Annotated in this window: 10 protein-coding genes; 6 read left to right on the top strand and 4 right to left on the bottom strand. The window is 56.0% G+C overall.

The window, feature by feature from the left end:
• Entirely contained in the window at window positions 1-1,227 is a 1,227-nt protein-coding gene (arsJ, locus tag WBY09_RS14590) for an organoarsenical effux MFS transporter ArsJ (protein ID WP_197146582.1), read from the top strand.
• 340 nt (window positions 1,228-1,567) lie between these two features.
• Window positions 1,568-2,338: a PhoH family protein gene (locus WBY09_RS14585; protein WP_008889771.1), complete on the top strand. Its 771-nt coding sequence runs from the start codon at window positions 1,568-1,570 to the stop codon at window positions 2,336-2,338.
• A 97-nt stretch (window positions 2,339-2,435) separates the two neighbouring features.
• On the opposite strand, the gene WBY09_RS14580 is transcribed toward WBY09_RS14585, so the two are convergent.
• The gene (locus WBY09_RS14580) at window positions 2,436-3,455 is read right to left on the bottom strand and encodes a cation diffusion facilitator family transporter (protein ID WP_008889770.1); all 1,020 of its coding nucleotides are present in this window, start codon (window positions 3,453-3,455) and stop codon (window positions 2,436-2,438) included.
• Window positions 3,456-3,679: 224 nt separating this feature from the next.
• On the opposite strand from WBY09_RS14580, the gene WBY09_RS14575 reads away from it, so the two are divergent.
• The 4 genes from WBY09_RS14575 (at window position 3,680) to WBY09_RS14560 (ending at window position 10,321) form a co-directional block, all read left to right on the top strand.
• On the top strand, window positions 3,680-5,662 hold the full coding sequence (locus tag WBY09_RS14575) for a heme lyase CcmF/NrfE family subunit (RefSeq protein WP_197146581.1): 1,983 nt from the start codon (window positions 3,680-3,682) through the stop codon (window positions 5,660-5,662).
• Window positions 5,663-5,685: 23 nt separating this feature from the next.
• Window positions 5,686-6,948, top strand: coding sequence for a c-type cytochrome biogenesis protein CcmI (gene ccmI, locus WBY09_RS14570; protein ID WP_336233111.1), 1,263 nt, complete (start codon window positions 5,686-5,688; stop codon window positions 6,946-6,948).
• A 322-nt stretch (window positions 6,949-7,270) separates the two neighbouring features.
• Window positions 7,271-7,717: a response regulator gene (locus WBY09_RS14565; protein WP_008889767.1), complete on the top strand. Its 447-nt coding sequence runs from the start codon at window positions 7,271-7,273 to the stop codon at window positions 7,715-7,717.
• A gap of 21 nt (window positions 7,718-7,738) precedes the next feature.
• Window positions 7,739-10,321, top strand: a complete 2,583-nt coding sequence (locus tag WBY09_RS14560) for an ABC transporter permease (RefSeq protein WP_336233110.1) — start codon at window positions 7,739-7,741, stop codon at window positions 10,319-10,321.
• A gap of 102 nt (window positions 10,322-10,423) precedes the next feature.
• On the opposite strand, the gene atpC is transcribed toward WBY09_RS14560, so the two are convergent.
• The 3 genes from atpC to WBY09_RS14545 are packed head-to-tail and all read right to left on the bottom strand — an operon-like array spanning window position 10,424 to window position 13,231.
• Entirely contained in the window at window positions 10,424-10,828 is a 405-nt protein-coding gene (gene atpC / locus WBY09_RS14555) for an ATP synthase F1 subunit epsilon (protein WP_008889765.1), read from the bottom strand.
• 41 nt (window positions 10,829-10,869) lie between these two features.
• Entirely contained in the window at window positions 10,870-12,288 is a 1,419-nt protein-coding gene (gene atpD / locus WBY09_RS14550) for a F0F1 ATP synthase subunit beta (protein ID WP_008889764.1), read from the bottom strand.
• 52 nt (window positions 12,289-12,340) lie between these two features.
• Window positions 12,341-13,231 carry a F0F1 ATP synthase subunit gamma gene (locus WBY09_RS14545; protein WP_008889763.1) on the bottom strand — a complete coding sequence of 297 codons (891 nt, stop codon included), beginning with the start codon at window positions 13,229-13,231 and terminating at the stop codon, window positions 12,341-12,343.
• Window positions 13,232-13,244 lie beyond the last annotated feature (13 nt).

Genomic DNA, 13,244 nt, shown 5'->3' with positions numbered 1-13,244 from the left:
ATGTCGGCCGCAATCCGCAACTATGCGCTGGTCACCGGGGCCTATTGGGGCTTTACCCTGACCGACGGGGCGCTTCGTATGTTGGTGCTGTTGCACTTTCATGCGCTGGGCTATTCGGCATTTGAAATCGCGTTGTTGTTCATCCTGTACGAAGTGGCAGGCATCGTCACCAATCTGGTCGGTGGATGGCTGGCCCAGGCACGCGGATTGCGCTTTACCCTTTTTGCCGGGTTGGCATTGCAAATTGCATCGCTGACCGCACTATCATTTACCAACCCCGATTGGCTTCCGGCGATTTCGGTCGCCTATGTCATGGGGCTTCAGGCGGCATCGGGGGTGGCCAAGGATCTGACCAAGATGTCGAGCAAATCGGCGATCAAGGTTTTGGTCCCGGCCCATGCCGAAGGGGCACTTTTCCGCTGGGTCGCACTTTTGACCGGATCGAAGAACGCGCTTAAGGGTGTGGGCTTTTTCATGGGTGGTGCGTTGCTGTCCTGGCTTGGCTTTTCCGGTGCGCTTCTGGCGATGGCAGCGGGCCTTGCGCTGACACTTGTGGCGGTTGCGATATCGCTCGGCTCTGCGATGGCAGGCCCGGCAGGTGCGATGAAGCCGAAATTTCGCGATGTCTTTTCGCGTGATCGCAAGATCAATGTGCTGTCCGCCGCCCGGCTGTTTTTGTTTGGATCGCGCGATATCTGGTTTGTCGTGGGCCTTCCGGTGTTTCTGGCGTCAGAGCTTGGCTGGGGCCATATTGAGGTCGGCAGTTACATGGCGCTTTGGGTGATCGGATATGGCTTTATTCAGGCCATTGCACCGAAGATGCTGCGTGCGAAAACCCGTGAACCCGATGGCCGAACTGCGCAAATCTGGATCGCCGCCCTTATTGCCGTGTCTGCTGCTATTGCCATCGCCATCACACAGAACTTCGCCCCGGAACTTGCCGTTCTGGGTGGGTTGCTGGTGTTCGGGATTGTCTTTGCGATCAATTCATCGCTGCATTCCTACCTGATCCTTGCCTATGCCGAGGGCGACAAGGTCGCTATGAATGTCGGGTTTTATTATATGTCGAACGCCATCGGGCGTTTGACCGGAACGGTGCTTTCGGGGGTGGCCTATCTTTATGGCGGGTTGGTCGGATGCCTTGTGACATCAATCGCGTTTTTAACGCTCGCCTGGGTGATCAGTAGCGCCCTGCCATCGCGCTCAGCAACACCAACGCACGGTTGATTGGAAAAAACTTCCTTCGCAGATGCGGGATAAATACCTGAAAAGACTCATAAAGCGAATTCATGAAACTTTAATCGCGCAAAAAGCCGTGACAAGACACTGCATATAGGGGTACGATTCCAATTAACGGTCAATAACTGGACCGCAGGAGGAGTTCCCGAGTGCCGCGAAAAAGCGTCTTAAACCGAGAATTTTCGCCCCCCGGATCGCACATGCAACATGCTGTGACCGGCGGAAACTCCTACCGCCACTTCCATCGCGAGATGAAAATTGAATGCGCGCCTTTCCATAACGGAATGGCGCGTTTTGCTTTTTTGGCCACTTTGTTGAGGTGATTGTCATGGGTAAGCGCGCAGCACGTCGTCGTAACCGTCCGCAGCAGTCTAATAACAATGTTCATGAACTGTTTGATGAAAACAATGCTGATTGGCACCCGCTTGGCGGGTCGGATCAGACCGGAACAGAACAGAAAGGACAACGCGATCAAAGCTACCGCCGCAACATCCGCCCGAAAAGTGAAAACCAGGCAGCCCTGATGGATGCCATCGACAATTACAATCTGGTCATGGCCCTTGGCCCGGCCGGCACCGGCAAGACCTATATCGCCGTCTCCAAGGCGGTCGAAGCCCTTGATAACGGCGACATCGCCCGCATTGTTCTGGCCCGCCCGGCAGTTGAGGCCGGGGAAAATATCGGCTTCCTGCCAGGCGACGTCGAAGCCAAAATGGCACCGTATCTGCGCCCGCTTTATGATGCGCTCAACGATCGTCTGGGGGCGAAGCGACTTAAGACTTATATCTCCGATGGCACGATCGAAATTGCACCGATCGGCTATATGCGGGGTCGCACGCTCAACAACGCCTTTGTGGTGATCGACGAGGCGCAGAACTGCACATACGGACAGCTTAAGATGCTGGTCACCCGCCTTGGCTGGAACTCCACCATGATCCTGACCGGCGACCCGGACCAGACCGACCTTCTGCCGGAAATGTCGGGTCTTTCGGAAATGTCCGAACGTCTTGAAAATGTCGAGGATGTCGCCTGCGTCCAGCTGCGTGACAAGGACATCGTCCGTCACCCGCTGGTCGCAAGTATGTTGACCGTTCTTTAGGTTTCAACACAGCAAACTGCAAAAACACTGCATAAAACAAAGGCGGGCCCGAAAGGGTCCGCCATTTTTTGTGGTCATCTGTGAAACCGGCTGGCGCCTAGCGCCCCATGGCCGCGACTTCGCCGCCACTGTTATTGACCGGGATGTCGTGCTGCCCGGCACGTTTGGCGCGGCCGGTGTGCCAGAATTCCGGATCCTCGGTATAGCCGCTGAATTCATCAAGATGGATGTCTTCGGGCGGTTCGGGATGGATGGTGATATCGAGATCAGGATATTCGGCACGGATGCTGTCCATCACCTGATGACAGATGGTGTGCGATTCGCGCATCAGCATGCCGCCATCCATGATCAATTCGATCTCGGCAAAGCGATGCACGCCCGATGACCGGGTCCGCAGACGGTGGATACCGATGACATCGGGGTTTTTCATGGTCAGTTCGATGATGCGCTGGCTATCAGATTCGGGTAGTTCCGCATCCATCAAAACCTTGACCGAGGTCCGACCAACCTTGACCGCGGAATACAGCAGGAAGATCGCAACCAGTCCACCAATCGCCGGATCGGCCCAGGCAAGGCCCGACATCCCGCCAAACAGGGCAATCATCACCGCCAGATTGGACAGGATATCGCTGCTGTAATGAAGCGAGTCCGCCTCGACTGCGGCGGAGCCTGAAATCCGCACCGCCTTGCGTTGAAGCAAAACCAGGCCAATGGTCATGATCAGCGAAACGCCCATGATCCAAAGGCCTTCGACGGCAAAGGAAATCGGCATGGGTTCGGTGATGCGCGATGCCGCCTCTGCCAGAACCAGGATCGCAGCCCCAATCATGAAGGCAGACTGGAACAGACCGGCAAGCGGTTCTGCCTTGCCATGGCCAAACCGGTGATCGTAATCCGCCGGACGCCAGGCCGACCGCACCGCCATGAAGTTGATCACAGAGGTACCAACGTCAAGCATGCTATCAATCATCGAAGATAGAAGGCTGACGGAATCGGTCAGAAACCAGCCGACAGCCTTGATCAGGATCAGTGTCGCAGCAATGACAATGGAGGCCGTCGTTGCACGACGCGCCCAAGTCTCTTTCTGTGCTATGTCAATGACGGGACATTGACTCATCAGTTGTCAACCTCTGGCCTACCAATACGCTTACTGACCACCGTTTTATAGCCTGTTTGCGTACAATATGTAATGTCTATTGCCATATTTTCGCCCGTCCTAGGGCAGCAAATAGCGCATATTTGATATTCCGCAAGGTTTCCAAGCCTTTTTAAAGGGATTATATGTCGCATCCGGGCACATAATTGATACTGTAAAGCCTGCTAGGGACGAGAAACGATAATATGATTGTAGAGATCGGACATTACGCGCTGATACTGTCATTGGTGATGGCAGTGGCCCAATCCACCGTACCGTTTCTGGCGGCATCGCGGCGTGACGCCGCACTTCTGGCCGTCGCACCACGGTTGGCTTTGGCATGCTTTGCACTGGTCGCGGCGAGTTTCCTTGCGCTGACCTATGCCTATGTCAGTTCCGACTTCTCGGTCCTTAACGTTCTGGCTAACAGCCACACCTCCAAACCGATGATCTACAAGATCACCGGTGTTTGGGCCAATCACGAAGGATCGATGCTGCTTTGGGTGCTGATCCTGACCCTGTTTGGTGGCGCGGTTGCGGCATTTGGCCGCAATCTTCCGCCTACCCTGCTGGCCCGTGTGCTGGGTGTGATGGGGCTGATCGGGGCTGGCTTTATCCTGTTTATTGTTCTGACCTCGAACCCGTTTGAGCGCGTCTTGAACCCGCCGTTGGATGGGGAAGGCATGAACCCGCTGTTGCAGGACCCGGGCATCGCCATTCATCCGCCGTTCCTTTATCTCGGCTATGTCGGGTTTTCAGTCGCCTTTGCCTTTGCAGTCGCAGCCCTTATTGAAGGCCGGGTTGATCCGGCCTGGGCACGTTGGGTGCGCCCCTGGACACTGGCAGCCTGGGTCTTTTTGACCGCTGGCATCGGGCTTGGTTCCTGGTGGGCCTATTACGAGCTTGGCTGGGGTGGCTGGTGGTTCTGGGACCCGGTCGAAAACGCATCCTTCATGCCATGGCTTGCGGGGACTGCGCTTTTGCATTCGGCCATCGTAGTGGAAAAGCGTGACGCACTGAAAAGCTGGACCATCTTTCTGGCGATCCTGGCGTTTTCCTTCTCGCTTCTGGGGACGTTTCTTGTGCGGTCGGGTGCTCTGACCTCGGTGCATGCCTTTGCCACCGATCCGACGCGCGGGGTGTTTATCCTGTTCCTGCTGTTCATTGCGGTTGGCGGGTCGCTAACACTTTATGCCTGGCGGGCACCGACATTGAAGGGCGGCGGGCTGTTTCAGCCGATTTCGCGCGAAGGGGCGCTTATTTTTAACAATGTCCTTTTGTCGATTGCCGCCGCCATGGTGTTGCTCGGCACGCTTTATCCGTTGCTGCTTGAAACCCTGACTGGCGAGAAAATCTCGGTCGGGGCACCGTTCTTTAATGCGACCTTCGTTCCGATCATCACGCCGGTGATTGTCGCGATGGCTTTTGGGCCATTGATGCCGTGGAAACGTGCCGACCTTCTGGGCGTGTTTAACAAGCTCAAGATCGCCCTTGCGGTTGCCGCCGTTGTCGTGCTGGTGACACTTTGGCTTTCGGGTGGCCCGGCCTTTGCCCTGTTCGGGATGGGGCTTGCAGCCTGGCTGTTTGTCGGATCGATCCTTGAATGGTCGGGCCGGATCAAATTGTTCCGCGAGCCAATTGGCACCAGCCTGCGCCGCATGCGCAATCTGCCGCGCTCGGCCCACGGCACGATGCTGGCCCATGCCGGTGTGGCAATCGTGGTGGCCGGTATCACCGGATCACAGGCCTGGACCGAGGAAGCCGTTCAGTCACTTGCCGTCGGCGAAAGCACCGAACTTGCCGGGCATACCTTTATCCTGTCTGGCATCCGCGAATATCAGGGGCCGAACTATGCCGCCCGCGAAGCGGAAATCACCATCACCACACCGGGCGAACGCACCGTTGTCCTGACACCGGAAAAACGCGTCTATACGGTCGAAGGCATGCCAACCACCGAGGCCGGCATTCAATCAAGCTTCACCGGCGATATCTATGCCGTCATCGGCGATCAGGATGAAAGTGGCAAATGGATCACGCGGTTTTACGTCAAACCGCTGATCCCATGGATGTGGTTTGGCGGGCTTGTCATGGTGTTTGGCGGTTTGATGTCGCTTTCGGATCGTCGTTATCGCATCGGGGCACCAACCCGTTCCCACAAAACTGCCGCCAAAGCAGTGCCCGCAGAATAAGCCAAGGACAGGATACCTAAATAATGACCATCTGGATTGTTCTTGGCGCGATTACCCTGCTGCTTGCGGGGTTCATTCTGTGGCCGATTTTTGGCGGCAGTCGTAAAGCGGCGTCGGATGAGGCAAGCGATGCGCCGTCCGCATCGGAGCTTGAAGATGGCAGCCCGGAAAACGAGCTTTCGCGCGACCTTGCGGTTTATCGTGATCAGCTTTCCGAGATTGACCGTGATATTGAACGCGGGGTTCTAAGCGCCGAGCAGGCCGATGCGACGCGCACCGAAGTTCAGCGTCGTATTCTGGCGGCCGATCAGCGCATCAAAAAGCAACAGCCCACTGACACCATCGCGCAGACATCGGCAAACAAACCCGTCCGGGCCATTGCCGGCGGTTTTATTGTGCTGTTCATTGCAGGCGGGTTCGGGCTTTATCTTGATCTTGGCAATCCGACCATGCCAGACCGCCCGATCACCAGCCGCACCGATGAAATCAATGCCGTGCGCATGGCCCAGACCGCGGATGAAGACCGCCAGTCGGTGCTTAATCGTGCCGTTAGCGATCTGTCGCAAAGGCTTCTGGAAAATCCAGATGATCTGCGGGCTTGGGAATTGCTGGGTGCCAGCCTGATGGCGCTTGGCCGCCCGGAAGAAGCGCAAACCGCGTTTCTTGAAACCGTCAAACGGTCGGGACGCGACGGTGACTATCTGGCCATGTATGCCGAAAGCCTGATCCGCAGCAATAATGGCCAAATCAACACAGCAGCCCGTGGCGTGCTGCGCGAAGCCGAAAAAACCGACAGTACCGATCCGCGCATCCAGTTTTATCTTGGCCTTGCCGATGCACAGGAAGGCAATGTCGGTGCGGCGGTTGATCGCTGGATCGCGCTTGCCAATGGTGCCCCGGGCGATGCCCCGTGGTTGCCGATGGTGGTTGGCCGGATCAATGAAGCCGCCCTTGCCCAGGGGATCGACATTGAAGGACGCCTGAACATTGCCGAAAACAACTCCCCCGGCCCAAGTCAGGAAGACATCGCCGCCGCGCAGGAAATGACACCTGAAGAGCAGCAGCAAATGATCATGTCGATGGTCAATGGATTGGCCGAACGGCTGGAGGCTGAGCCGAACAATCCCGACGGGTGGGCCCGCCTGATGCAGGCCTATATGGTGCTGGGCCGGGAAGACGATGCCAAGGCGGCGTTCGAGAAGGCCAGCACGGTGTTTGCCGACCAGCCGGAGCTGATTGCCCGATTCGACTCGCTGGTACAAGAAATCGGCATCTCGGCGAACTGAGCAGGCATTTATCGGTAATATTGCCGATAAAAATTGTTTTGCAGAAACTCTTTTCCCTGCACTTTTGAACCATTATATCCCATACAGTCGGATAATATCTGCAACTTTACTGAAGTCTTATTGAATTGAACTTCGTGCTGAGGTATGAAATTAAGACTTAAGGATAGATAAGAAATACATCATATATGTGATTCCAAAGAATACCTTTCGATGGTGGGGGCCATCTTTTTCTTTAGGATCAATATATTGACAGGCTCACAAAACAAAAGATCAGGGATGACCATGCGCACCAAAAGCTCATCCCTAAGGATAGCGGATCAGCATGCCGGATCAAAAGAACGGTTCAATAAACAACCTGTTGTTGATTGAAGATAATCCTGGTGATGCGCGCCTGGTGCGCGAAGCACTTCGGGAATTCAAACAACCGGTTGAATTGCATCACGTAAAGGATGCGATGACCGCACTGCAGTTTTTGCAGCAAGATGGTCCGTATCGCAATTCACCGCGCCCACGCCTGATTCTTCTGGATCTCAATATGCCGCGCAAGGATGGCCGCGAAATGTTGCGCGATATCCGCAATGATCCCAATTGCGCATCCATTCCGGTAATCGTTCTGACAACATCCGGTGCCGAGCACGACGTTGATCTGTGCTATGCCGCCGGGGCAAACTGTTATTTGCGCAAACCGGTTGATGTGACAGAATTCATCGAACTGATGAAAATGATCGAATCCTTCTGGCTGGGACTGGCGTTGACCCCCACGCCGTAACCCCCTGCCAGAGAGACTGCCGTGCGCCGCCCGACATCTCTGCTTTTAGCATCCCAGTCCATCCCGACGAGCCTTAGGATTGCGCTGCGTGAATTGCGCAAGCCCGGTATCGGCATTGCCACCCTGTTTGCCACCCTTGTCTTTGCCGCGACCATTCTGGTCCTGACCGTCAGTCTGACCCAGTCGGTTCGCGATGGGTTGCGCCAGTCGGCACAACAGACCATCGGCGGGGATATCTCGCTGCGCCTGTTTCACCGGGCACCGAGGATTGATGAAATTGCTTTCCTTGAAACGCTTGGCACACTCAGCCTGACAATCGAACAAAGGGTGATGGTCCAGCCATCCAATAATCAAACGGCCGTACTTTCCGAACTGAAGGCGGTTGATGCCGCCTATCCGCTTTTTGGTCATCTGGCACTGTCGCCAGACATTCCCCTTTCGGAAGCCCTTGGCACCAGCGATGGCACTCCCGGCATTGTTGTTGGCCCCGAACTGGTTGAAGAGGGCGGGTACAGAGTTGGCGATACTCTTTATCTTGGGGGTCAGCCTTATCAGATCCGCGCGCGCATCGCCGCTGAGCCCGAACGCAAATTCAGGCTATTCTCGCTTGGTCCCCGCGTGATTGTCGGGCTCAACGCGTATCGCAACAGCCCACTTTTGGCACCGGGCAAGCAGGTTTATTGGTATTTGCGGATCAAACTGCCACCGAATAACACGCGATCGCCGGATCAGATTATTGCTGCCATCGAAGGCCGATTTCCAGATAGCGGATGGCGGATTGTCAGTGCCGCGGACGGCGTCCCCGGGCTCGAACGCATCGGGGATTTCGCATCTGCCTTCGTCAGCCTGATGGGAATTGCGATCTTTGCCATCGCGACAAGTGCCATCCGAAATGCCCTGACAGCCGACCTTGCCACGCGACGTCCGCGCTTTGCGACCCTGCGCAGTCTGGGCGCCCGGCCACAGGAAGTTGCCGCCAGCATTATCTGGCAAATGGGACTTATTACTGGCTTCGCCATCCTGATCGCGGTTGTTTTGACTGTAATCGCGGGCGCGGTGCTTGGTCCGTTGTTCGCCGAAATGCTTGGCTTTGACGTACGGCCAACTTTCGAGAATATCCCCATGATTGCGGGCTTTGTTTTCGGCTTTGTTGCCCTTGTTTCTATCAACCCTATCCGCGACGCCAGTGAAGCTTCGCCGGCCTGCCTGTTTCGCCATCAGGATCAACGTGAAACGCAAAGCCCCTTAAAACGCCGTTGGACCAAGCTCATAATCATAAAGGCCCTCATTGCAGGCTGCTTGCTTGGCATTGCCAGTGCCCTGATTGACCTTGGCTGGTTTTCGCTTGTCTTGTTGGCGGTTCTTGTCGGGTGCCAGGTTCTTTTTGTCGGTCTCGGGCGGATAATCCGGGCCATCGCCGGAAGGTTATCAACACCACATCGCCTGTCCCCCACCCTTCGTCTGGCATTGCGCAATATCGCCCGGCCTTCCGCGCCGACCGTGACCATCACCGCGTCCTTTGGTCTGGCGATGGCATGTCTGACCGCTGTTATTCTGTTTGGCAGCTTGGCGGGTCAGCATTTGAAATCGGTGTTGCCGTCCCAGACCCCGAATGTGGTGTTTTTCGATATCCCGCCAACCGCACAAGACGCCTTTCAGGCAGATGTCCTGCGCGCTGATGGTGTTCAAAGCATCACCCAGATGCCGTTTCTGCATGGTCGGGTCACGCATCTGAACGGCGTGCCATTGACGCAGGCCCAAGTACTACGGCGCTATCATTGGTTCCTGCGCGGCGACCGGGGCATGTCATGGACGGATCGTCCGACAGCAAACATGAGCCAAAGCACGCTTACAGATGGCCAGTGGTGGTCCCCAGAGAGCGTTAACGAAGGGCTCGCATCCCTTGACGCCGGTGTCGCACAGGCAATCGGTGCGGCGGTGGCGGACAGCCTGACGGTCAATATCATGGGAAAGCCCCATAACGTCCGCATTGCCAATCTGCGTCAGATTGACTGGACACGGCTTGACCTTGATTTCCCGATTGTGCTGTCGCCAATGTCGCCGGCCTTTGACCATGGGGTGATCAGTGCTGTGCAGCTTAACGATACGATGGATGCAAGGGCATCAATGGCCCCGATCCTTGAGACCCATCGCGATATCCCGGTGATTTTCGTTAACGACGTTCTGGCAAAACTGACCCGCTTGTTTGACGGCGTGGCGGCAGGGCTGCTCGCGATCACCACCCTTGCCACCCTTGGCGCGGTTCTGGTGATTATTTGCGGGCTGATTGCGCTGCGCCAGCGCCAGACAGAGACACTAGCCATGCTGCGCGCCCTTGGTATTCGGCCGCGTCAAATCACCCAAACGGGGGCGCTTGAAACCGGACTGATGGTTACAATCAGTGGACTGGTCGGGCTGATGGCAGGCAGCGGCATTGCAATTATCGCCGCACAGGCCATCGGCACGATTGATCTCGCACAGGTCGCGGCACTCGCCGGACCTATGATCGCAACAGCATTTGGTATGATCGTGGTGCTTGGGTTTGGTGGTGGCTGGATTTTGCAGGCCGCAAGTTTGCGCGCGCAGACAGGTTGGCGCGGTTAGGCCGAATGCCGAAAGCCCCAAAACGACCCAAAGTCAGATCAGACAACAAAAAAGGCCGCCCCATCAGGACGGCCTTTTTTAAATGATTTTCTGAAAGCAGGCTTAGTTGCTCAGGGCCTGGATCTGTGCACGGGCAATGTCGAGCGCGCGCTCGGCATTGGCTTTGTCGTGTGCAGTCTCGGCAGACTTGAGAGCGGCCTGAGCCTCTTCAAGACGGGCCTGTGCTTCGTCAGCTTTCAAATCGGAAACCGGAACCGCTTCTTCTGCCAGAATGGTGCAACGCTCGGGATTAACCTCGGCAACACCGCCAGCAACGAAGATACGTTCGGAAACCTTACCACCTGCATAGATGTCGATGACACCCGGACGAATGGTCGAGATCATCGGCGCATGCTTGGGCAGAACACCAAAATTCCCGTCCGTGCCCGGAACAACGACCATCTCGACCGGCTCGGATTTGAGCAGGGCAGACGGTGAAACAAGTTCCAGTACAGTCGTATCAGTCATGACAATCCTCGCTCCTTAGCCGGAGGGGGACCAAAGCTGCCTTAGGCAGCTTCGGCCATCTTCTTGGCTTTTTCGATGGCTTCTTCGATGGTGCCGACCATGTAGAATGCCTGTTCCGGCATGTGGTCATATTCACCAGCGCAGATCGCTTTGAAAGCCTTGATGGTGTCTTCGAGCTGAACGAACACGCCCGGAGTACCGGTGAAGACTTCTGCAACGTGGAACGGCTGCGAAAGGAAACGCTGGATCTTACGGGCACGTGCCACAACCAGTTTGTCTTCTTCCGAAAGCTCGTCCATGCCGAGGATGGCGATGATGTCCTGCAGACCTTTGTAGGTCTGAAGAACACGCTGAACTTCACGCGCGGTCTCGTAGTGTTCCTGACCAATGACGCCCGGATCCAGAGCACGCGAAGTGGAGTCGAGCGGGTCAACTGCCGGGTAGATGCCGAGCTCGGCAATCTGACGGTTCAGCGTGGTGGTTGCGTCAAGGTGGGCAAACGAGGTTGCCGGTGCCGGGTCAGTCAAGTCATCGGCCGGGACGTAAATTGCCTGAACCGAGGTAATGGAACCTTTTTTGGTCGAGGTAATACGTTCCTGCAGCGCACCCATGTCGGTTGCCAGCGTCGGCTGATAACCCACAGCAGACGGGATACGACCGAGAAGTGCCGACACTTCCGAACCAGCCTGGGTAAAGCGGAAGATGTTATCGACGAAGAACAGAACGTCCTGGCCTTCTTCATCACGGAAGTATTCCGCAAGGGTCAGACCGGTCAGAGCAACACGTGCACGTGCTCCCGGGGGTTCGTTCATCTGGCCATAGACCAGTGCAGCTTTGGATTCGCCTTCCGGGTTGATAACGCCCGATTCCATCATTTCGTGATAGAGGTCGTTACCTTCACGGGTACGTTCACCAACACCAGCAAAGACCGAGTAACCACCGTGGCCTTTTGCCACGTTGTTGATCAGTTCCATGATAAGGACGGTTTTACCAACGCCCGCACCACCGAACAGACCAATTTTACCACCCTTGGTGTACGGCGCGATAAGGTCGATAACCTTAATGCCGGTCACAAGGATTTCGGTTTCGGTGGACTGGTCGATGAAGTCAGGTGCTTCACGGTGGATCGGAGAGGTCTTGGCTGCATTAACCGGACCACGTTCGTCAACCGGCTCACCGATAACGTTCAGAATACGACCAAGGGTTTCCGGACCAACCGGAACCGAGATCGCGTCACCGGTGTCGGTGACTTCCTGACCGCGCTGCAGACCTTCGGTGGTGTCCATTGCGATCGTACGGACCGCATTTTCACCAAGGTGCTGTGCAACTTCAAGAACCAGACGCTGACCGTTGTTGTCAACATGCAGCGCATTCAGAATGGGAGGCAGATCGCCGTCGAATTTAACGTCGACGACGGCGCCCATTACCTGGGAAATTTTCCCCGCCTTCTTGTTCGCCATAGTTATTGTCTCCTGCTCGGACAAAGCTATCCGTTAACTTCCTGCGACCCGCTTACAAAGCCTCGGCGCCGGAAATGATTTCAATCAGTTCATTGGTGATCTGAGCCTGACGTGAGCGGTTGTACTGGATGCTCAGTCGGTCGATCATATCGCCGGCATTGCGGGTTGCGTTATCCATCGCGGACATACGCGCACCGTGTTCAGATGCGCTGCTTTCAAGCATTGCACCGAAAATCTGGACGCCAACGTTACGCGGCAGCAAATCAGCCAGAATGGCTTCTTCGGACGGTTCGTATTCGTAAACCGCAGAAGAACCAGTTGCTTCTTCCTGCTCGTCTGCTTCTTCACCCGTGAACGGGATCAGCTGCTGAGCGGTTGCCACCTGCGAAATCGCGGACACGAACTTGTTGTAGAAGATCGTGCAGACGTCGAATTCGCCTTCGTCGTAAAGCGCCAGAACCTTGTCTGCCACCTCGGTTGCCGAAGAGAAATCAATCCCCTTCTTGCCCTCGATGCCAGTATACCGGGCGACAATATTGTCACCAAATTCACGCTTGAGCGCATCTGCACCCTTGCGGCCAACACAGATCAGCTTCACCGTCTTGCCTTCAGCCTGCAGGGCTTTGGCTTTCAGACGGGTTGCTTTGACGATCGATGCGTTAAAACCACCGCAAAGGCCACGGTCCGCGGTGAAGACGACGAGCAGATGCACATCATCCTTACCGGTACCGGCCAGAAGCTTTGGCGCCCCTTCATTGCTGCCGACGGCAGTTGCAAGACGGCCCAGCATCGTCCCCATGCGTTCAGCATAGGGACGGGCTGCTTCCGCTGCATCCTGTGCACGACGGAGCTTGGAGGCTGCCACCATCTTCATCGCCGAGGTAATCTTCCTCGTCGATTTGACGCTGGCAATGCGCGAGCGCAGATCCTTCAAACTAGCCATTGCGTTTCCTCCT

This window comes from Thalassospira sp. CH_XMU1458, from assembly GCF_037027205.1.
GTDB classification, from domain to species: Bacteria; Pseudomonadota; Alphaproteobacteria; order Rhodospirillales; family Thalassospiraceae; genus Thalassospira; species Thalassospira tepidiphila.
Note: the sequence above shows the minus strand (reverse complement) of the source record. Positions and strands in the feature narration are given on the sequence as shown.